The organism is Desulfonatronospira sp. MSAO_Bac3 (assembly GCF_003838035.1).
In the GTDB taxonomy this organism is placed as follows: Bacteria; Desulfobacterota; Desulfovibrionia; order Desulfovibrionales; family Desulfonatronovibrionaceae; genus Desulfonatronospira; species Desulfonatronospira thiodismutans.
Genome location: NZ_QYZY01000104.1, coordinates 1 through 20,314 on the forward strand (window position 1 = coordinate 1; position 20,314 = coordinate 20,314).

General features: G+C 51.9%; 16 protein-coding genes, 1 tRNA gene and 1 other RNA gene. 2 read left to right on the forward strand and 16 right to left on the reverse strand.

Going from position 1 to position 20,314, the window contains the following annotated elements; all coding sequences use genetic code 11:
- The 3 genes from D5S03_RS03670 to fdhF all read right to left on the reverse strand — a co-directional run.
- A partial coding sequence (locus D5S03_RS03670; protein WP_287042709.1) for a (2Fe-2S) ferredoxin domain-containing protein occupies nt 1-1,367 on the reverse strand: 1,367 nt, incomplete at its 3' end.
- Nucleotides 1,368-1,369: 2 nt separating this feature from the next.
- Complete coding sequence (locus D5S03_RS03675; RefSeq protein WP_287042710.1) at nt 1,370-1,891, reverse strand: NADH-quinone oxidoreductase subunit NuoE family protein; 522 nt, start codon at nt 1,889-1,891, stop codon at nt 1,370-1,372.
- 639 nt (nt 1,892-2,530) lie between these two features.
- On the reverse strand, nt 2,531-5,227 hold the full coding sequence (gene fdhF / locus D5S03_RS03680; RefSeq protein WP_287042711.1) for a formate dehydrogenase subunit alpha: 2,697 nt from the start codon (nt 5,225-5,227) through the stop codon (nt 2,531-2,533).
- A 398-nt stretch (nt 5,228-5,625) separates the two neighbouring features.
- Between fdhF and D5S03_RS03685 the strand changes: the two genes are divergently transcribed.
- The gene (locus D5S03_RS03685; RefSeq protein ID WP_287042712.1) at nt 5,626-6,273 is read left to right on the forward strand and encodes a DUF3334 family protein; all 648 of its coding nucleotides are present in this window, start codon (nt 5,626-5,628) and stop codon (nt 6,271-6,273) included.
- Between the two features lie 379 nt (nt 6,274-6,652).
- Here D5S03_RS03685 and D5S03_RS03690 read toward each other — a convergent pair whose 3' ends face one another.
- The 13 genes from D5S03_RS03690 to D5S03_RS03750 all read right to left on the reverse strand — a co-directional run bounded on the left by D5S03_RS03690 (nt 6,653) and on the right by D5S03_RS03750 (nt 19,124).
- Nucleotides 6,653-7,237, reverse strand: a complete 585-nt coding sequence (locus tag D5S03_RS03690) for a TetR/AcrR family transcriptional regulator (protein ID WP_287042713.1) — start codon at nt 7,235-7,237, stop codon at nt 6,653-6,655.
- A gap of 119 nt (nt 7,238-7,356) precedes the next feature.
- Nucleotides 7,357-8,664, reverse strand: coding sequence for a signal recognition particle-docking protein FtsY (gene ftsY / locus D5S03_RS03695; RefSeq protein WP_287042714.1), 1,308 nt, complete (start codon nt 8,662-8,664; stop codon nt 7,357-7,359).
- A 215-nt stretch (nt 8,665-8,879) separates the two neighbouring features.
- Nucleotides 8,880-9,560, reverse strand: a complete 681-nt coding sequence (locus D5S03_RS03700; RefSeq protein WP_287042715.1) for a Smr/MutS family protein — start codon at nt 9,558-9,560, stop codon at nt 8,880-8,882.
- A gap of 28 nt (nt 9,561-9,588) precedes the next feature.
- On the reverse strand, nt 9,589-10,308 hold the full coding sequence (locus tag D5S03_RS03705) for an LOG family protein (protein ID WP_008868996.1): 720 nt from the start codon (nt 10,306-10,308) through the stop codon (nt 9,589-9,591).
- Nucleotides 10,309-10,865: 557 nt separating this feature from the next.
- Nucleotides 10,866-11,663 (reverse strand): tetratricopeptide repeat protein, encoded by a 798-nt coding sequence (locus tag D5S03_RS03710; RefSeq protein ID WP_287042716.1) that lies wholly within the window; start codon nt 11,661-11,663, stop codon nt 10,866-10,868.
- Between the two features lie 94 nt (nt 11,664-11,757).
- Nucleotides 11,758-12,549, reverse strand: a complete 792-nt coding sequence (locus D5S03_RS03715; RefSeq protein ID WP_287042717.1) for an ATP-grasp domain-containing protein — start codon at nt 12,547-12,549, stop codon at nt 11,758-11,760.
- Nucleotides 12,550-12,625: 76 nt separating this feature from the next.
- Nucleotides 12,626-14,083, reverse strand: a complete 1,458-nt coding sequence (gene cysS / locus D5S03_RS03720) for a cysteine--tRNA ligase (protein WP_287042718.1) — start codon at nt 14,081-14,083, stop codon at nt 12,626-12,628.
- An 87-nt stretch (nt 14,084-14,170) separates the two neighbouring features.
- Entirely contained in the window at nt 14,171-15,367 is a 1,197-nt protein-coding gene (ispD, locus tag D5S03_RS03725) for a 2-C-methyl-D-erythritol 4-phosphate cytidylyltransferase (protein WP_287042719.1), read from the reverse strand.
- 17 nt (nt 15,368-15,384) lie between these two features.
- Nucleotides 15,385-15,917, reverse strand: an RNA gene (gene rnpB / locus D5S03_RS03730) — RNase P RNA component class A.
- 59 nt (nt 15,918-15,976) lie between these two features.
- Entirely contained in the window at nt 15,977-16,711 is a 735-nt protein-coding gene (locus D5S03_RS03735) for a zinc ribbon domain-containing protein (RefSeq protein WP_008868990.1), read from the reverse strand.
- Nucleotides 16,712-16,724: 13 nt separating this feature from the next.
- Nucleotides 16,725-17,732, reverse strand: coding sequence for a Nif3-like dinuclear metal center hexameric protein (locus D5S03_RS03740; RefSeq protein ID WP_287042720.1), 1,008 nt, complete (start codon nt 17,730-17,732; stop codon nt 16,725-16,727).
- A 277-nt stretch (nt 17,733-18,009) separates the two neighbouring features.
- Nucleotides 18,010-18,085: transfer RNA gene (locus D5S03_RS03745), tRNA-Ile, on the reverse strand.
- A 118-nt stretch (nt 18,086-18,203) separates the two neighbouring features.
- Nucleotides 18,204-19,124, reverse strand: a complete 921-nt coding sequence (locus D5S03_RS03750; protein ID WP_287042721.1) for a manganese-dependent inorganic pyrophosphatase — start codon at nt 19,122-19,124, stop codon at nt 18,204-18,206.
- A 585-nt stretch (nt 19,125-19,709) separates the two neighbouring features.
- Between D5S03_RS03750 and D5S03_RS03755 the strand changes: the two genes are divergently transcribed.
- Nucleotides 19,710-20,303 carry a class IV adenylate cyclase gene (locus D5S03_RS03755; RefSeq protein ID WP_287042722.1) on the forward strand — a complete coding sequence of 198 codons (594 nt, stop codon included), beginning with the start codon at nt 19,710-19,712 and terminating at the stop codon, nt 20,301-20,303.
- Nucleotides 20,304-20,314: the final 11 nt, after the last annotated feature.

Below are 20,314 nucleotides of genomic sequence, written 5' to 3' on the forward strand. Positions count from 1 at the left end.
CGCTGATCCATGACTATCATGCCCCCGGACCCCATGATGGCCCCGGCCCGGCTGATGGCCTCGTAATCCACGGGAAGATCCAGGTACTCCGCAGGCACGCACCCCCCTGACGGCCCTCCCAGCTGCACCGCCTTGAACTCCCGCTTGCCCGGAATGCCGCCCCCGATGTCGTATATTATGCTGCGCAGGGAAGTGCCCATAGGCACTTCCACCAGCCCGATATTGCGCACGTCCCCGGACAGGGCGAACACTTTGGTGCCCTTGCTGTGCCTGGTACCCACCCCGGCATACCAGTCGCCGCCGGCCTGGATTATCAGCGGCACATTGGCCAGGGTCTCCACATTGTTGAGCACTGTTGGCCGGTCCCAGAGGCCCTTCTGGGCCGGAAAGGGGGGTCTGGGGCGGGGCATGCCCCGGCCGCCCTCAATGGAGCGCATGAGGGCCGTTTCCTCACCGCAGACAAAGGCCCCGGCACCCTGGTATATTTCCAGGTCAAACCCGAATCCGCTGCCCAGAATGTCAGACCCCAGAAGCCCGTATTCCCGGGCGCGGTCTATGGCGATCTGAACCCGTTCCAGGGCCAGAGGGTACTCGGTGCGGCAATAGATAAAACCCTGATCTGCATTTATGGTCCGGGCGGCGATGAGCATGCCTTCCAGTACCGAGTGGGGGTTGGCTTCCAGGATGCTGCGGTCCATGAAGGCCCCGGGATCGCCTTCGTCGGCATTGCAGAGGACATACTTAACCCCGCTTGTCTCTCTATAGGCGAACTTCCACTTCAAGTGCACCGGAAATCCGGCTCCACCCCGGCCCCGCAGGCCGGATTTCTGCATCTCCTGCAGAATGTCCTCTGGAGCCATTTCCGTTAAAGCCCTGGCAGCAGCAAAGTATCCGTCCCTGGCAATATACTGGTCAATGGATTCAGGGTCGATTATTCCCTTGTTGCGCAGCACCCAGGGAAGCTGGTGCGCGAAGAAGGGGATGTCCTGCTGGCGGGGCAGGATTTGTTTTGAGTCCGGATCTTTGTACTGCAGGCGCTGCAGGGGGGTGTTGTTTACCAGCTGCTCCTGGACAAGCTCCGGGATGTCCTGCAGGGTAAGCATTTGGTAGAATATGTCATGCGGCTGGACGACCAGAATGGGTCCCCGGGCACAGAAGCCGTTGCAGCCTGTCTCCACAACATCCACAGTGTCCTGTAATCCCCGGGTGTTGAGTTCTTCCAGCAGGGCTTCCTTGATTTCCATACTGCCTGTAGACCGGCATCCTGTGCCCCCGCAGAGCATGAGGCACGTCTTGCGGGTAAATTCCACCCTGTGACGGTTGGCCTCCCTGATGTTCTGCAGGTCCTGCAGGTTGATCCCCGGCATAATCAGTAATACTCCTGTAGCAGTTTCAGGGCCTGGTCCGGAGTGATGTGGCCGTGAGCGGTCTGGTTTATGGTCATGGCCGGGGCCAGTCCGCAGGCACCCATGCAGCGCACCGATTCCAGGGTGAATCTGCGGTCCGGGGTGGTGGAGCCGTCCTCTAAGTGATAAGTCTGCTTGAGCCTTCGCATGACCAGGTCCGCTCCCTTGACGTGGCAGGCGGTACCTGTGCATACCCGGATTATATTTCTGCCCCTGGGCTTCAGGGAAAACAGGGAATAAAAAGAGGCCACCCCGAAGACTTCACTGGCTGGAATATTCATGCTGCGCGCGATGTAATCCAGAAGTTCCACAGGCAGGTAGCCCACCAGGTCCTGGCACCGGCGCAGGACCTGGGTTACCGCCCCGGGTATGTCTAAGCTCTCCTGGATTATCCGGTCAATGTCCTGCCACATATCGGGTGTGATATCACTGTGCACCGGCCTGAAATAATCTGAACTGTCAGTGTGTGTAATATATTCCTGCATATTTTTCAGCCTGTATCCTTTTTTTAATGAAGGGATCTCATACAACCACCCCCGGCCGTAACCATTCAGAGGGACCTCGGTGGTGGCTGATGGCACAAGGCCGGGGGACTGTCCCCGCTAAGTAATGATTATGCAGCTTCATAAAATTTCGCGTCTGTACTTTTCAGTTGTGCAGTTAAAGTGTCGCGGGGACTGTCCCCTGGCCGGCATCTGCCCCCTGAATGGTTACCCCCGGCCCCTCCTTGGCTAAGGAGGGGAGCTGCACCGTGCTGGTAATATTAACATTAGTCACAGTCCCCATGTGTCAGTTCTTAATTTTTTATATCTACAATTTCAGCTCTGTTATTTAAGACTCCTTGGATTGACACCTCAATCTATGAATTCTGATGGCTGAGACAATATTGCCGTGATTGAAAAAAAATGAGCAACGGCACGGACTACTCCCCTCCTTGGCTAAGGAGGGGTCGGGGGTGGTTCGTTCTAAATGCTCATTTACCTTTTTTTTGGTTCCTGGTTCCCATTTCCTGGTTCGTGGTTTCTATGCATCAAAATTAAGTTTTCAGCACGGACTACTCCCCTCCTTGGTTAAGGAGGGGTCGGGGGTGGTTCGTTCTAAATGACCACTTCCTTACTCATTCATCAATCCACAATTCCAATGCGTACTGCGCATACCTTGTATTCCGGCACCCCAGCCACGGGGTCCAGGGCCGGATTGGTCAGCACGTTGGCCGCGGCTTCGACGAAATGAAAGGGAATAAAAACCGTACCCGGCACCGCCGCGCTGGATATGCGCACCCTGGTGGTGATCTCCCCCCTGCGGGAGCACACCGAGACCCGGTCATGGTCTTTAAGTCCGGCCTTATGTGCATCCTGCGGGGATACTTCCAGACAGCATTCCCGCTCCAGGGCGTTCAGGCCGCGGATTTTCCGAGTCATGCTGCCGGTATGATAATGATAAAGGCTGCGCCCGGTAGTGAGCCACAGGGGAAAAGCCTCATCAATTGTCTCCTCGGGCGGAGTATATTCCACGCACTGAAATCCGGCCCTGCCTGCGGCGAAGCCCTTGCTGTGCAGGATGGGAGTACCGGGGTGATCCTGATGGGGACAGGGCCATTGCAGACCTTTTTTTTCCAGCCTTGAGTAGTTGATTCCGGCATAAGAAGGCGTAACCGAGGCAATTTCCTGCATGATATCCTGTGGTGACTGGTAGTGCATAAAAAAGCCGAACCTGGAAGCCAGATCCTGGATTATCATCCAGTCCGGCCTGGAATACCCCACAGGCTCTATGGCCTGTCTGACGCGCTGCACCCTTCTCTCGGTATTGGTAAAAGTACCGTCCTTTTCGGCAAAGGAACAGGCGGGCAGAACCACGTCGGCCATGGAAGCGGTCTCGGTAAGAAAAATATCCTGCACCACCAGGAATTCAAGGTCTTGCAGGGCCTTTCGGGTGTGCTGGGCATCGGGATCGGATAGAGCAGGGTTTTCTCCGATGACGTACAGGGCCTTTACGGCATTTTCCCCTGAACCGGCAAGCATTCCGGTCAGTTTCATCCCGGGTTTATCCGGCAGGCTTTTCACATTCCAGGCACGGGCCATTTTTTCACGGTTTTCCGGGACCTCCACTTTCTGGTAGCCGCTGTAAACGTCAGGCAGTGCTCCCATGTCACAGGCTCCCTGAACATTATTCTGCCCCCGCAGGGGATTTACGCCGCCTCCAGGGATGCCCTGGTTGCCGCAGAGCATGGCCAGATCAGCCAGGGCCATTACATTGCCGGTACCGCTTGTATGCTGGGTAATGCCCATGGTGTAAAGTATGGACGCTGCCGGGGCCCGGGCATACATCCTGGCGGCCTTTATCAGGTCCTCCGGAGGGATGCCGGTAATCCCGGCTGCATACTCCGGTGTGTATTTGCTCACGTGTTCCCGGAGCCGGTCAAGTCCGCTGGTGTGGTTGTCCACGAATTCATGGTCCAGAAGGTCTTCGTTTATGATTACGTGCAGCATGCTGTTTATCCAGGCTGTGTCGGTGCCGGGATTCTGCCTGAGCCAGATGTGAGCGAACTGCGTAAGCCTGATGCGCCTGGGGTCGGCCACTATGAGCTTTGCACCGCGGTGCTTTACAGCCCGTTTTATGGCCGCGGCCAGGACAGGGTGAGTCTCGGTGGTGTTGGATCCGGTAACCAGCAGGACACCGGCCTGTTCTATATCGTTTATGCTGTTGGTCATGGCCCCGCTGCCGAATACCCTGGCCAGACCGGCCACAGTGGGTGAGTGTCAGAGCCGCGCACAATGATCTATATTGTTGGTGCCCAGGACGGCCCGGGCGAATTTCTGGGCCACATAGCTGTCTTCGTTGGTGGTGCGGGCCGAGGCGAACAGTCCCAGTGCATCCGGTCCATGAGACTTGCGGATACTTTCCAGGCGCTCATGTACCAGGTCCAGGGCTTCCTCCCATCCGGCCGGGCGAAGATTTCCGTTTTCCCGGATCAGAGGCGTCTGCAGGCGGCTGCTGGAATTGACAAAGCCGAACCCGAACCTGCCTTTGACGCACAGGCTGCCGTAGTTGGGCGGGCTCTGGATGTCTCCCTCCACCCGGTACAGTACGCCGTCTCTGTGATGCAGGTACATCTGGCACCCCACACCGCAATAGCCGCAGGTGGTTTTAACCTTGTGCGTCTCCCATATCCTGGGACTCTGCCGCGAATCTACAGGAATTATGGAGCCCACGGGACAGGCCTGCATGCACTCTCCGCAGAACACGCAGTCGGATTCCTTGAGGGGCCTGTCTCCGGCTGCTGCTATCTTGCTCTTTATTCCCCGGTAGGCATGGCTGATGGCGTTGTTGACCTGAATGTCGCAGCAGGCCTGCACACAGCGCCCGCAAAGAACACATTTGCTGAAGTCTCTGAGTATAAATGGGTTGACCGCTTCAGTGCGGTGCAGGACTCCCCGCGGGGCAAATCTCTTGGGATTTATCTGATAGCGGTAAGCCAGGTCCTGCAGAACGCACTGACCGGAAGAGGGACAGAGCAGGCAGTCGTGCTCACCCATGGCCAGGAGCAGCTGCAGGTTAAGCCGCCTGGAGTTGACCACCCTGGGGGATTCGGTGTTGATCTGCATATCCCTCTGGGCCGGGGTGACGCAGGATGCAGCGAGGTGCCGCGCCCCCTGGACCTCTACTACGCACAGTCGACAGGCACCGGTGGGCGGTGCCCCGGGCAGGTGGCACATGGTGGGAATAAATATATTGTGCATCCGGGCAACATCCAGTATGGTCATGCCCTCCTGGAAAGGCAGGTCTTGACCGTTTATCTGAATAGTGTTCCCGGATATCATGAAATCGTCCTCAGCTAAGATGACAGCAAAAATTTAAAAAGCTGCTTATGGTTACGAGTAATTCACCAGATTTCCTTTATCAGGTATCATCTTTGACGTGCATTTAAAAGTCGATGAGTGAACATATAAACCCCTTGTGCGGAGTGCGGGCTTTTTATTCATGACGAGACTGCAAAAAATCGACAACCTGGCTATCCCGCACTTGCTGGGGCGGGACAGGCAGGAAGTATAAAATATTTAGCCTGACTGTTGTAACCAGCTGATCTTTGGGCTTTTTATTTTTTGCATCCCCGGACATCTGATGCTATTATAACTTCTGGTTTTTCCAGATAAATATCCCCGGGCCGGGGAAAGACACACATAATCAATCCTTTTCAAATCATGAACGGAGTCATGTTATGCCCAAGCAACAGGTAAAAAGTACGGACGAGATTCTGACCATTCTATGTGAAGCCATCAAATCCACCCTGGATGCAACCACTGGTACTTCCCTGCACTATTCCTCAACCTTCATAAGGACCAACAAGACCTGTCTGCGGCCGGAAATAGGCTGCTTTGTGCTGTTTGAAGGCGGTTTTGCCGGGCTGGTGGCCATGAATTTTTCTGCTGATGCCGCCCTGGAGATCTATACAAAGTACAATCTGAATATGGGCATGCCCGAGGAAGACCTGGCCAAGCATCACACCTCCAATGAGGTGGCCGATGCCATGGGCGAGCTTATGAATCAGTGCGTGGGCAAGTTCCGGCAGATGCTCAAGGCCAATGTGGGGGTAGGGGTTAACCAGACCCAGCCCAAGATGGTGGCCCTGAACCAGGCCATGAAGCTCACCCTGGAGGCTGATCTTGAAAGGCCGCAGTATCGCAGGGTGGAATTCAAGACAGAAGGGCAGAAGTTCTTCTACCTGGAGATTACCCTGGAAAAGGTGGAGTTTATTTATCAGGCACCAGACAACGTATCTGTCTCCAGCCAGGGTGAGGAGTCTTCATCCAGTGACAGCGACAACAATGAAAGCCCTGAGGAGTTTATGAAAAAGCTTGGACTTTAGGTCGAGGCCACCGGACGGTTTGGTTTTTTAAAGGGCAGACATTGTGTCTCCGTATCTGTCAGCGCTTTGCATGTGGCATGGTGACTGGCTCTTCCGGGACCCACTTGTCCCAGAAATCGAGTCATTTTAGCACAAAATGAGGCTCAAGTGGGTCCCGGAGTGCCTGTCCCCTGCTTTCCTTAACAGCGCTGAACAGATACGTGTCTGCCCAGGCTATACCAGGTTTGCTTGAAGATTATACCGGGTCATGCTCGAGACCCGGAATAAAAAACGCTTATTCCCACACTGAAAAGGTGCTGGTGCCAGAAGTCGAAGCCCTGCCTTGATCCTATACTTATCAGCGTGGTGCCTTTTTTGTGACTGGGGTTTGTGGAGAAATTTAAGACTGCTTGACGATTGCCTTGCGGCAGAAGTCTATTGCCGTGTATTCGTAAGATATTTTTTCCTTTTTACCCAGAAGCTTCTTGCGAAGTATGCCGTTAATCAGGCAAAGCATTACCACCACCAGGTGATCCACGGACTGGGCGTCGAATTCTCCGCTGGCATTGCCTTTTTCCAGGCATTCCCTCAAATAATCGACTATGATTTCCTGCTGCCGGTCGACAATTTTCTGACAGGTATGACTTTCGTTTTTAAGCTTGCTGGGGCAGTTGGCCAGGATGAGACGCCCTTCGTTGGGTCTGTTTTCAGCCATGTGGATATGTAGCCTGATCAGATTATTAATCTTCTCGAACTCAGTTTCGGTCTCCCTGGGAAGTTCTTCCAGCATTTTTTCGTAATCCTGAAAGATGGACCGGATGATTTCGGTGAATATTTCTTCCTTGCCCTTGAAGTGATAGTAGAGCAGGGGCTCGGTAACTCCTGCCTCCTTGGCTATCTGCAAGGTTGTGGTGTTGTCAAAACCCTGATTTGCGAAGAGTTGGGTAGCAGTACTTAGAATCTTGTGCTTCTTGTTTTTAGCCATGGTATTCATCCTGTTGGTTTCTGGTTTGCTGACAGCACCTTTATTTGAAATCTTAAATCAGCAATGTCAAGGATTTTTATTCTTTCTTTGTGGTATCAGTGAAAAACCTGTTTTGAGTGTCAACCCAGCAAAGCCCTGGCGAAACTCTCCGGCTCAAAAGGCCGGAGGTCTTCCATTTTTTCACCCAGACCGATAAAGGTAATGGGGATCTGGTGCTGCAGGGCAATGGCCACCATAACTCCGCCCTTGGCTGTTCCATCCAGTTTGGTCAGGATAATCTCGTCAATGTTTATTTCCCTTGCGAAAAGCTCGGTCTGGGACATTGCGTTCTGACCTGTTGTTGCATCCAGGACCAGTATTGTGCGGTGCGGGCTGCCTGGACGTTTTTTCTGCATCACGCTTTTCATTTTTTTCAGTTCCTGCATCAAATCGGATTTGGTGTGCAGCCTGCCGGCAGTATCCACATACAGTACATCCGTTCCCTCGGCAACCGCTCTGTCCAGGGCCTCGTAAGCCACAGAAGCCGGGTCCGCCCCGTGGCTCTTGGCGTAAAACTCTGCATCCGCGCGTTTGGCCCAGATGCCCAGCTGTTCTATGGCTGCGGCCCGGAAGGTGTCCCCGGCTGCAATCATCACCCGGCGTCCCTTCATGCGGTCCCTGTGCGCCAGCTTGGCAATGGTTGTGGTTTTGCCCACGCCGTTTACCCCTATCATCAGGATTACTTCCGGGGGGTCGGGCTTTATTCTTTTCTGAGGTCTGGGAAAGAAAGCGGCAAGTTCTTTGCCCAAAAGCTGCTTGAATTCCTGGGGGTCCTCTACACTTTTTCCGGAGACTTCTGTCCGCAGCTTCTGTACAAGTTCGGTGGCAGCCTTGTGTCCCACATCGGACATGATCAGGATCTCTTCCAGTTCTTCCCAGAAGGCCTCGTCAAAAGTGGTGCTGGAGCTCAGAAGCTGGTCGATCTGCCTGGAAAGCTGGGCCTTGGTCTTGCTCAGTCCATGGGAGAGCTTGATAAAAAGACGGCTTTTTTCGTCTTCCTCGTCTTCCAGGTCCAGGGCCAGGGCCAGCCTGTACTGAAGTTCCGACCTGAACTCTTCCAGGTCGGTATAACCCATGTCGTCAAGCCATTTGGAAAATCTGGCGACAAAGTCTTCTGCTTCCTCTCGGGGAATTTCCAGGGCATCAAAGAAAAAATAAAGCCTTTGCCACAACAGTTCTCCCTTGGAATCAATCCCCTGCAGCAGATGATCCAGCCATACACTCAGCCTGGGCTCTGCTGCAGCCAGGGACTGCTTTAAAGCTGCCTGCCACTCCTGCTCCTGTGCGTCTGCAGGTGCTGGTGCAGGCTTATCCTTGATTTCCGGTTTTTCTGTGGTTTCTTGAGCATCGCTTTTCCACAGATTTTTGATTTTGCTGAAAAAACCCAAGTTCAGTTCCTCCAGTTCAGATTTTTATAAGGAAGGGATCTCAAACAACCACCCCCGGCCCCTCCTTGGCTAAGGAGGGGAGTTTACGCCGTGCTCGCAATCCTGAGCAGCAGGCCCGGTTGAACTTTGCCACGCCCCGCGTAAAGATAAATTATTTTTTTGTCATTTTCTTCGCCTTTTCGTGAGGAAAAAATAGGTTGCGGGCATGGTCCACGTCAGTACAGATCGATGAGGTATTTATCCCAGTGGATTTTACCCTTTGTCTTCTTTTTGCTGCGCATGAGCACGTAAAGTGCGCCGGTTCCGCCGTGTCTGGGCAGGGCGGAGCAAAACGCCAGAACAATTCTCTTGAGCGGCTCCACGGTCAGCCATGACTGGATTTCGTTTCGAAGCACTCCCTCGCCTAAGGGAGAGTTTTTGCCGCGTCCGGGGATCAGCAGTACACAGGTCTTGCCCTGATGGTACTGCTCGCGCATGAAGTGCAGCAGTTCCTGCCGGGCCTGGTCGCTGTTCAGGCCGTGCAGGTCCAGGTGGGCTTCAATGCTCAGTTCTCCGTTTTTGAACCGGCGAAATGTCCTGGAATTGATACTCTTGACATAGCCCTGAATGTATTCGTCCGAGAACTGAACATCAAACTCTACATCACCCCTGACAAGTCTGTACAGGGTATCCAGGTCGCTTTCTTCCTGCAGAGGCGCGCCTTCTGCTGCAGGCTCTGTCTCCAGGGGAATGTCCCGTCCCTTGCCCTTGAGGGGTTTGACCCCGGACATGGCCGTCTGAAAGAGATTCTCTTCACTCTTATCTTTCTTCTTTTCAGGAGGAGCGGGTGGTTCTGGGTTTTTTTCCTTCTTCCTGGAAGAGATCTTTATTTTCTTAAGCTCTTTTAAAGATTTCATTAAATCATGTCTAAGCAAAAAATATCATTTATACAGGCTCTTCCTGGGAAGTGTCCGTCTTTTGACATGCAACGCCGTTTTTCTGAAAAGAGTGCAGGTCCACCTTGTTTTTAATCAGGTCCACAACTTCATCGGCAGTGTCCGCCATGCAGAAGAGGGAAAAATCGCTTTTCTTCATGTAGCCTCTGGAGACCATCTGTTCAGTCATCCAGTTTAAAAGGCCGTCCCAGAAGTCCCTGCCCACAAGGATAACCGGAAAAGGTTTGATCCTTCGGGTCTGCATCAGGACCAGGGTCTCCAGGAGTTCGTCCATGGTACCCAGTCCGCCGGGCATGACTACATATGCCTTGGCGTACTTTATAAACATGACCTTGCGGACAAAAAAGTACCTGAAATCACATCTGAGATTTATATAATCATTGGCTTTCTGTTCAAAGGGCAGCTTTATATGCAGACCCACAGAGTTGCCCTGGGCATCATAGGCTCCCTTGTTGCCCGCTTCCATTATGCCCGGACCTCCTCCAGTAATGATGTTGAAGCCGGAACGGGAAAGGCTGTTGGATATATCGTAGGCCATGCGGTAATATTCGTCATCCGGATTCAGCCTGGCTGAACCGAAAATGGACACCGCAGGCCCCAGGTCATTCATTTTTTCAAAGGCGTCAACGAATTCGGCCATGATTTTGAAAAGACGCCATGAATTGGTATATGAAAGGTCTTCAATAAGGTACTGTCTTGAGTTGGCCATGGGGATTCACCTGATTCCGGACTTGGTTTTTTTCAGAAGTTTTATTTCGGCATGCCTTGATTTGGGCCTGAGGATAACATGTCAGTTCAATATGTCCCGCAAAACGGTTTATCCCCGGGGATCGTTCAGGCAAGCCGGATACGGACTATAATTATAAACCACCAACAATTCAAGCCTGGCTGGAATCCGGTTTTTTATCAAGGGGGCTGACTGGTGATGTGGAGGTATGGCGAAGGAAGGGATCTCAAACAACCACCCCCGGCCCCTCCTTGGCTAAGGAGGGGAGTTTTATGGAAGGGATCTCAAACAACCACCGCCGGACTTAAGAAGTATGGGCGTATGGGAGTATGGGCGTATGGGAGTTAAAATATCATTACACCCACACATGGATACCCCTATACTTCCATACTTTCTTCTTATCGTTCCCACGCTCTGCGTGGGAACGTTTTTCAACCGCTCCTGCGGTTATTTTGGACGCGGAGCGTCCGAAGAAGTTACCAGCCTGTCTGGTTCAAATTTGTGCCAGACGCCTATTAGACGCCTATTAGAAGTGTAAACTAAATTTTTTTCTGGGAATAGTGGAGCATTTTGCGGGCCTGTTCAAAATCAGGGCTTATTTCAAGTGCCTTATAAGCGGAGTGCAGGGCCTTGTTCCACTGCTGCATATCCATGTAAAGCCGGCCCATGTTGAAGTGCAGATATTCATCCTGGGGGGTTATTTTCAGGGCCTGGCTGTATGCTTTTTCAGAGTCTTCAAACCTGCCCAGTTTGCGCAGGGCCATTCCCAGGCGGTTGTAAATGTGAACTGACCTGGGGTTGTCCTTGTAGGCCATCTTCAGATAGTCTAAAGCCTTTTCGTAAGCTTCGGCGCTTATGAGAATATCAGCTATGTTTATCTTCAGATCAAAATCGTCTGTGAACTCGCGGACCAGTTTGCGCAAAGAGGCATCCGCTTTGTCCTGTTGCCCCTCCTTGAGAAGGTTGCGGGCTTTTTCCAGGGTGTCTGTTTTTCTTTTTTCCATTTCCGCCAGCGACTCTTTGGCCTCTGAAGTCATTTCCTCCTGCAGGGCGCTTTGCAGTTCCCTCACGTTCTGCAGCAGCTCCTTTTCCTTGCCCGGTTCAAGTTTCAGCAGAACCGGGTAGACCTGGCGAAGAGCCTGGTTGGAATTCAGGGCGTGCAGGGAGCGGTCGATCATTTCCAGGAATTCCTTTTTTTCGCTCTGCATCAGGTTGCCCTTGAGAAAGGTGGTAAGTCCTTCCTGCAGGGCGGTTACTGCGGCCAGGAGCTTGTCCTGTTTCATGAGAGACGGGATGTTGGTCAGGTTTTTTCTGGCTTTGTTCAGTTCTGCTGACATGTGTTTTTACTGCCTGGGGTGTGTGTTTGAGTATGCTGTGGATACGGAAAATATATTTTTCGGCTTCCGGAATCAACTTTTATTTGTGAAAATATCAGACTCTGCCCTCTGAAACCATTTTGTTGAGTATGGCCCGGTAACTGAGGCCTGCACAATGAAATCCCCTGGTGCCGAATTTCATGTTGGCCTCCAGTATATAAAGCTTTTCCCTGCTTTGGCAGATATCAATGCCGGCCAGGTCGAAGCCGCAGGCCTGGGCGGCCCTGAGTCCAAGCTCAAGCACATCTCCGGGGATATTTTCCAGGCACACTGTACCTCCCTGGGAAATATTGGCCTTGAAGCTTCCCCTGGCCGGTATCCTGCGGTAGGCATGAGCGACTTCATCGCCCACAACCACAACCCTGTAATCGTCGTCCACGTCCAGAAACTCCTGGATGTAGGCCGGCTGATTCTGCGAGAGGTAGCTGTCCAGTTCATTCTGGTCATGAATAAGCCAGACCCCGTCACCCATGGAGGATGCCCTGGCTTTTTTGGCTATGAAGGGGAAAGAGAAGTCTCTGGTAATGAACTGCTGCTGCCTGGGGCCGAAGTAAAACCTGGTCCTGGGAGCAGGCAGATTCTGAAGCTGAAAAAGAAGGGTCTGTTTGATCTTGTCCCCCAGGAAACGGTAGGTATTCACGCTGGGAAACATTTTTTTACCCATGACCTGAAACAGATCAGCATAAAGGGAAGTGGGAAAATATATTTTTTCGGCCTGGAGAATCATGTCCAGCTTCCATGCCGGATAATCCTCGAGGTTGGGAAGCACCCCCAAGGTAAGAACATCCGGACAGCTGATGAGCTGGGAGCCAAGAGCAATCCGGGGCTGGGCAGAAGAAGGTTCCATGTTCGGCGATGGAGTTTAATGATTTTCCGGCTGTCAGGGCAATGACAGGGGAAATAAAGCCCTTTTCAAAACAGTATCAGGCAAAGTCCCACCTGGGTCCTTCCGGGGTATCCATGACCTCGATGCCTTTGGCGGTGAGTTCTTCCCGGATATTGTCGGCGGTTTCAAAGTCTTTGTCTTTTCTGGCCTGCTGTCGTTTCAAAACCATTTCCTGTACAGTCTGGGGATCAATATCCAGCCGGTTGCAGCGCATAAGCTTCAATTGTTCCAGGAATTCTTCCCCGGAGCGCTGGAAAACTCCCAGGGCGTCACCCCAGCCTTCAAGCATGCCCAGCATTTGCTGCATAATCTCCTTGCCGGCCTCGCTTTTGCGGAAAGTCTTGTCTTCCAGCATGCGGTTGGCCAGGCGCACCAGACCGAATACATAACCCACGGCCTCGGCTGTATTCAGGTCGTCCTGCATGGCCTGGTCCCATTTGCTGGCCAGATCCTGCAATTCCTGGGAAGCTTCCGGAAAGCCCTGTCCTTTGCTCCATTTTTCCTTTTGCAGTTCCTTCTGTAAACCTGTCTTGGCCCAGTACACCCTTTTTAAGGCCTTTTCCGTCTCTTCCAGGGAACCGTCGGAATAGTCCAGGGGACTGCGGTAGTGTTTTGTCAGCAGGAAAAAGCGCAGTACTTCCCCGTGGAAATCTTTCATTATGTCCCTGATGGTTATGAAATTGCCCAGGGACTTGGACATCTTTTCTGAATCCACCCGGACAAACCCGTTGTGTACCCAGTATTTTACGAATTCACTGTCGAAAGCCGCCTCGCTCTGGGCTTTCTCATTTTCATGGTGGGGAAAGGCCAGATCCTGACCCCCGCCATGAATGTCAAAGGGTATGCCCAGATATTTTTCGCTCATGGCGGTACATTCCAGGTGCCACCCCGGCCGGCCGGCTCCCCAGGGGCTGTCCCAGGACGGTTCACCGGGTTTGGCCGTCTTCCACAGGGCGAAGTCCAGCGGGTCCTCTTTTTCTTCATCCGGGGCTATCCTTGATCCGGACTGGAGTTCTTCAATGTTTCTGCCGGAAAGTTGTCCGTAACGGGGCATTCTGCGCACACGGAAGTAGATGTCTTTGCCGGAAGTAATGTAGGCGAAGCCTTTGTCCAGAAGAGATTTTGTAACCTGGATCATTTCCTCTATGTGCCGGGTGGCTCTTGGCTCCACATCCGCCTTGAGGACGTTTAGTTCATCCATGTCCAGATAAAAGGCTTCAATATATTTCTCGGCCACCTGGTCCGAATCCAGGCCTTCTTCTTCTGCCCTTTTTATGATTTTGTCGTCCACATCGGTAAAGTTGCGGACAAAGCTGACATGGTATCCCAGGTAACGCAGGTAGCGCACCAGTACATCAAAGACCACGCAGGACCTGGCATGCCCGATATGGCAGTAATCATAAGCGGTGATGCCGCAGACATACATTCTTACCTTGCCTGGCTCCAGGGGGACAAACTTTTCTTTTGCGCGGTGCAGGGTATTGTAAATGAGCATTATTATTTTCCTGATATTTCTGTGTGTTTGCTTTTGGTGTAGTTTCCTGCTGGAGTGAACAGATGCGGTCTGTTCATGACATGCATTTTAATGGGCGGATTCCTGTTTATGCCTGAGGGCGCTGACCAGCGCCATCGCCTTGATTCCCTGTCCTGATCCGGTGAAGCCCAGCCCCTCTTCGGTGGTGGCCTTGATATTTATCCGGCCGGGGTCAATGCCGGTGATTCCTGCCAGGTTGGACCTGATGGAGCTTTTATGTGGTCCGATCTTCGGTTTCTGGGCGATGATGGTTATATCAATATGCACCAGTTCCAGTTTTTCAGCCTGGGCCATGGCCAGGACTTCGCTTAGAAAGACCATGCTGCTTAAATTCTCATTGGCCGGATCTGTGTCGGGAAATAAATCTCCGATGTCTCCCTTGCCCAGACAGCCCAGGATGGCATCCACTAAGGCGTGCACCAGTACATCCCCGTCTGAGTGAGCATGAATACCCGGTGCTCCGGGAATGGGCTGTCCGCCGAGGATCATGGGCCGGTCTCCACCGTAGCGGTGTACGTCGTAGCCCAGCCCGGTGCAGGGCAGGGCGCTTTTTTCCTGGCTTGCCAGCACTTGCAGATCCTCGGATGTGGTTATCTTGATGTTTTTTTCTTCGCCGGGAATTACTTTGACCCGGTAACCGCATTCTTCCAGCATAGATGCGTCGTCAGTTGCTGTAAAGTCCTGTTTGAGGGCCTGCTGGTGAGCATCCCGCAGTGCCTGCATGCTGAAGAACTGAGGGGTCTGTACTGCTGTAAGTCTGTCCCTGGGCAGGGTTTTCAGGACCTGGTCGCCGTCAAGCTCCTTGATGGTGTCTTTGCATTCGATGCCCGGGATGACGCCGCCGAGTCCTGGAGAAAATTCCCGGATCAGGGATGTGATGAGTCGTGGGGAAAAAAAGGGCCTGGCTGCGTCGTGTACCAGGACATGTGTACACTCGGGAGGCAGAGCCTGCATGGCGTTGAATACAGAGTTCTGGCGAAGAGCGCCTCCGCCGACGCAGACAAGGGCAATGCCCGGATCCCTTTTTTTCTGCAGGTCCCGGACTTCACTCTGGCTTTGTTGCAGGTCTTTTGCGGGGAATGCTGCTACAAGACCTTTTATTTGCGGGTTGCGGGCGAATGTCTGAACGCTGTGCCAGAAAAGAGGCAGGCCATGGTACTTTAGAAACTGCTTTTTTTGCACCTGTCCCTGATTCTGAAGTCTGGAGCTTTTGCCGGCAGCGAGTAGTACAGCCCATATATTCATGCTCAAGTTCCTTAAAAAAGGGGAGTTGGACGATAAGCCGGGTTCTGTCGGTTTTCCGCTGGAAAACGGGCCATCATTCATCTGGGACCGGGATTGCTCCAGGCCTCCAGCAGCCTACCCGAAGGCTTCGGCCGGGCCGGCCTCAAGCGCCTTCCTATTTGGCCTTGCTCCGGACGGGGTTTGCCAAGCCTGCCGCGTCGCCGCGACAGCTGGTGGGCTCTTACCCCACCGTTTCACCCTTACCCCGCACTTACTTTTATCAACGCCCAGCACTTACTTTTCCAAAGGGCTTCTGGCTGATTATTAAGGAATTATGTCCCTGCAGATCAGCTATGAGCCTTAGAGTCTTAAAAAAGTAAGTGCGGGGCGTAAATAAAAGTAAGTGCGGGGCGGTCTGTTTTCTGTGGCACTTTCCCGGGGTCGCCCCCGCTGGGCGTTACCCAGCGTCCTGCCCTGTGGAGCCCGGACTTTCCTCCCCCGCACTTACTTTTATCCAGGAAAAATCTACCCATAGAAAAGTAAGTGCGGGGGCGATGGCCTGTCCAACTCCCACGAAAAATATAATTACTTAACTTAATTAAAGCAAGAAGAGCAATTCCAGAAACTTATTTATTGCGGATTTCCGGAATAATGTTCCTCCCAGTAAATGAGCCTCTGACAGTTGGGACAGCTGAGTATCTGTTCTCCTTTCTGGATTTCCACGAAGGACTGCGGGGGGATGCTGATGAAACAGCCGGTACAGACACTCTGCCTGACAGAGACGATCACCGGGTTGTGCAGCCTGTCTTTAATGAAATTGTAGCGGGACAGTATAGGCACCGGAACATCGGCGCAGGCTTTTTCCCGGTCATTTTCCAGTTCCTGGATACGCTCCTGAATCTGCTGGAGCTCGCTGTCGAGGGTGGCCTGGGTGGTGGCCAGTTCATCCTGCAGTGATTGGAATTGATTGTTTAGTTCTTCTTTTTTGGCCTGCTGAGCCTGTAGATCTTCAAGAAGGTTGTTCAGTTCCTCTTCCCGGAACCGGTTCAGCTTTTCCAGGTTGTCCATTTCCCGCATCATGGCGTGGTATTCCTTGGTGTTGCTGACCATCATGAGCTTGTTTTTGCTTTTCTTTATCTTGTCCCCATCCTGGTCAATATCGCTTTGCAGCTTTTTTTTCTGCTCGGATAAGAGTTTGACCCTTTCTTCAATGTGGTACTTCTGTTCTTCCAGGTTTTTCAGTTCGTTCTGCAGGTTTTCCAGGTGCCTGGGAGCTTCTTCCATTCTATTTTTCAACTGGATGAGCTCGGTGTCGATCTCCTGCAGGCTGACCAGCTTTTTAATCTGCTCTATGTATTTGCTCAATTTAATCCTCCCCTTAAACTGATTTCAAGGCTTGAACACCCGATATGTGCATGGGCGTTTTTCCTTTGATATAGTGGAAATTTATACCCGGCACAGTACGCTCAAGGCTCTGATACCAGGAGTACATCATCTTTTCCTCCAGTATGAAATGCCCCACATCCAGGACGAATCCTGTGCCCTGGATGTCCAGAGCCTGATGATACTTGACGTCTCCGGTGAGAAAAACGTCAGCACCCATGGCAAAGGCCCTTGAAGCCAGGTCACCCCCGGAACCTGGGCAGTAGGCCACCTTCTGGACATATGCCGGTCTTTGGCCCATGCACACAAAGTTCTCCATACCGAGTACACTCTGTAGTCTGTCCATGAAACTGAAAAAGGATACTTTTTCTTTCCATGAGCCCATAAGGCCCAGGCCGAAAATCATGTCGTCCCCGGGAGAGTATCTGCGCTGGCAATCAACCGGACCGGCATCCGCCTCCAGGCGTTGCAGGAAGCGGTCTGCAAGCTCACTTCGCACCAGAACCCGGGAGATGTATCCATTTTCTTCATATATCTGCTCTACGTCATGGAGAAGGGCTTTTTTTCTTCCGGAAAGCTCAACAGGTGGATGGAATCGGAGTTGTTCATGGTGCACCCTGCCGGTGGGCATGATTATGCGGGGATTTTCCAGGTCCATTTCACGCAAAAGCCAGGAGACGGGGCCGCTGGAGTTGACATCCAGGGAGGTATGGGCGCTGTAAAGGGCTGTATCTGCCTGGAAAAGAAGGCTTAGCACATTGTGGAAGGTGTCGACTTTGTCCGGCAGCCGGGGTTTAATGCTCAGGGGGTGATGACAGAGTATAAAATCGCAGTTTTTTTCCAGGGCCTGGCTGATGTTTTCCGGCAGGGGGTCCAGGCACATTCCCACTGTTTTGATATGAGACCTGGAAGTGGCCACCTGCATCCCGGAGTTGTCCCACTCCAGTGCCTGGCCGGGCGGAGCGTCTTTTTCTATGGTGCTGATAAATTCATCCAGCTGCATTCAGGCTTATCCTTATGATTTCATTAAAAAACACTTGCTTTAGATCATTTGGGAATAAAAAAAGGTGCTTTCCTGTTTTTATCCGCAGGAAGCACCTTTTGGAATGCGCTTTCAGGCCCTGTACCGGGCAGTATTGGAAGCTTGCGTTTGCCGCTGTACAATGCTGATCCTTTCTTTTATAATCCACAAAAAAGAACCTGGGGAAAGCTGCTTTTACAGGGCTATGTGCAGAATTTTTTTTCCGCCAGCCGCTTCTCCAGTCTTGTTTTGTTTAAAATGGTGGGCCAACCAGGATTTGAACCTGGGACCTTCCGGTTATGAGCCGGTGGCTCTGCCAACTGAGCTATTGGCCCGAATGAATGATAAGAGAATCATATATTAATTTTTTTTCCAGAAGTCAACAGTCCCATCGTCAATAAAAAAACCCGGCCGGAGCCGGGTTTTTGCTGATCTGTCATCTATAGGTTTGTCTTAACCGTAAGCTTTTTCAAAATTGGGAACAACCTGTTTTTTACGGCTCATTACGCCGTCCAGCCATACAGATGTGCCTTCTACGGGTTTTCCGAAGGCCTTTTTCACCGGTTCAGGGTCATCGGCCAGAACCAGAAGTTCGGTGCCTTCCTTCATGATGTCTGTAAGCATAAGGTATACAGCGTTGCGTCCGCCTTCTTCCTTGACCTTCTTCATTTCTTCATAGAGAGCATCCTTGACGGGTTCGACAATGGAAAGATCCACCACTTCCAGCTGTCCGATGCCGACCTTGTTGCCGCCCATGCTGAAGTCCTTGTAGTCTCTGAAGAGAAGATCTCTGGGAGTGTCCTTGTCCACAGCGGATTTGACCTTGAACATCTCCATGCCCAGTTCGGTGATGTCTCCTACTCCGGCGGTTTTGGCCAGGGATTCACACGCTTTTTTGTCATCTTCGGTGCAGGTGGCGGACTTGAAAATTACCGTGTCGCTGAGGATAGCGCAGAGCATTGCTCCGGCAATGTTTTTGGGGAGTTCCACTCCGTAGAAGTCGTACATGGCTTTGATCACGGTGCATGTGCAGCCCACGGGCCAGATCCAGCACTCCAGAGGATTGGGGGTGGTCACGTCACCAAGCTTGTGGTGGTCTATAATCCCCAGGATCTCGGCTTCCTTGAGGTCGTCCGGGCTCTGGGCCAGGTCGGAATGGTCAACAAGAATGACTTTCTGGCCGGCCACAGAGGTCACTGTTTCCGGAGCGCTCAATCCGAATTTGTCTAAGACAAACTTGCTTTCAGGGGTCAGTTCTCCCTGGGTGGTGGGCTTGCAGTCCAGCCCCAGCTTGCTTTTCAAGTCAGCCACCGCAATGGCTGCGCATATGGAATCGGTATCCGGGTTCTTGTGTCCAAATACAAGTACTGACATAAACTACCTCCTACGATTTTTGTTTAGTTTCTTGCTTACTGCTTGTGCTTTTTAGCACTAAGTCCGTCCATTGCCAAGCTGAAATTTTGCCATTAACAAAGTAAAATTGACAATTGGCAGATGCAATCTCAACACCCTGAAAACCATCTACATTCCCGGATCATGTCCTTGTCTGCATGGTTGTATCTGTTCAGCGCCTTTAAGGAAAGCAGGGGAGAGTCAGTTTCCATGCCTCATTCAAAGCGCTTAACAGGTAGCATGGTTTTTTCTCTGCGATTCATAATGTGATAATGTGCAACAATCCAAAGCTTTTGTCCAGAGGTAAAGATGAAAACATTTTCCAGGACAGTTTTATGATCCGGGTGAAAATTTTTCCCTGGTGGAAAACAACTGGATTTTTTATTTTTTGAGCCTCTTTCAGGAAGGGGAGCATGTAAAATATTGATTTTTAGGTATTATACAGGTACTGAAGGGCGTGTTTGTTGATCTGTCAACATAAGCCTCCCCGGCCCTGTAAAGATGTTAAGCTGTTTTTTTAAATGAAGGAAATGGACCTGGAGTTTCGAGCCCCCGGGTATTTATAAGATGACTCTGGAAACAGAACTGAAATATTTTGTTTCGGACTTTGCACCGATTCTGGAGCGCATGGAACGTCTTGGATTGTCCTGCACCCACTGGTATTTTGAAGAGAACCTGGTGCTGGACACCGGTGACGGCCGGTTACGCAGCAGGGATGAACTGCTGCGAATCAGGAAAGGGCAGGGCGGCAAAATCACTTTGAAACTGCCTGTTGACGGAGCAGATCCCAGCTGCAAGCAGAGACAGGAGTTTGAGAGCGGAGTGGATAACCCTGATGAGATCCGGATAATACTCTCTCACCTGGGTTTCAGACCCTGTCTTAGGTATGAAAAGTTCCGCAGGATCTGCAGCCTTGGGGAGACCAGGATCTGCCTGGATATCCTTCCTTTTGGCAGCTTTGTGGAGCTGGAAGGACCACAGGAAAGTTTTCACGGCACAGCCATTGAACTGGGCCTGGATTCTCATGAAAAAACCGCCCTCAACTATCATGAACTGCACCAGGAATACCAGCGGGAGCATGGCCTGTCACCGGCCCTGGATTTTGTTTTTGAAGAAAATCAAAAAAAAGATCTTGCCCGCAAACTAAATGTTAAACTTTAAGGAGAAGCCAG

What these genes read in the sequence shown, in the direction of transcription:
- D5S03_RS03700 (WP_287042715.1), bottom strand. Translation starts at nt 9,560, where the DNA reads ATGAAATCTTTAAAAGAGCTTAAGAAAATAAAGATCTCTTCCAGGAAG.
- D5S03_RS03705 (WP_008868996.1), bottom strand. Translation starts at nt 10,308, where the DNA reads ATGGCCAACTCAAGACAGTACCTTATTGAAGACCTTTCATATACCAAT.
- D5S03_RS03715 (WP_287042717.1), bottom strand. Translation starts at nt 12,549, where the DNA reads ATGGAACCTTCTTCTGCCCAGCCCCGGATTGCTCTTGGCTCCCAGCTC.
- D5S03_RS03755 (WP_287042722.1), top strand. Translation starts at nt 19,710, where the DNA reads ATGACTCTGGAAACAGAACTGAAATATTTTGTTTCGGACTTTGCACCG.
- D5S03_RS03750 (WP_287042721.1), bottom strand. Translation starts at nt 19,124, where the DNA reads ATGTCAGTACTTGTATTTGGACACAAGAACCCGGATACCGATTCCATA.
- D5S03_RS03710 (WP_287042716.1), bottom strand. Translation starts at nt 11,663, where the DNA reads ATGTCAGCAGAACTGAACAAAGCCAGAAAAAACCTGACCAACATCCCG.
- cysS (WP_287042718.1), bottom strand. Translation starts at nt 14,083, where the DNA reads ATGCTCATTTACAATACCCTGCACCGCGCAAAAGAAAAGTTTGTCCCC.
- D5S03_RS03690 (WP_287042713.1), bottom strand. Translation starts at nt 7,237, where the DNA reads ATGGCTAAAAACAAGAAGCACAAGATTCTAAGTACTGCTACCCAACTC.
- D5S03_RS03675 (WP_287042710.1), bottom strand. Translation starts at nt 1,891, where the DNA reads ATGCAGGAATATATTACACACACTGACAGTTCAGATTATTTCAGGCCG.
- D5S03_RS03740 (WP_287042720.1), bottom strand. Translation starts at nt 17,732, where the DNA reads ATGCAGCTGGATGAATTTATCAGCACCATAGAAAAAGACGCTCCGCCC.
- D5S03_RS03685 (WP_287042712.1), top strand. Translation starts at nt 5,626, where the DNA reads ATGCCCAAGCAACAGGTAAAAAGTACGGACGAGATTCTGACCATTCTA.
- ispD (WP_287042719.1), bottom strand. Translation starts at nt 15,367, where the DNA reads ATGAATATATGGGCTGTACTACTCGCTGCCGGCAAAAGCTCCAGACTT.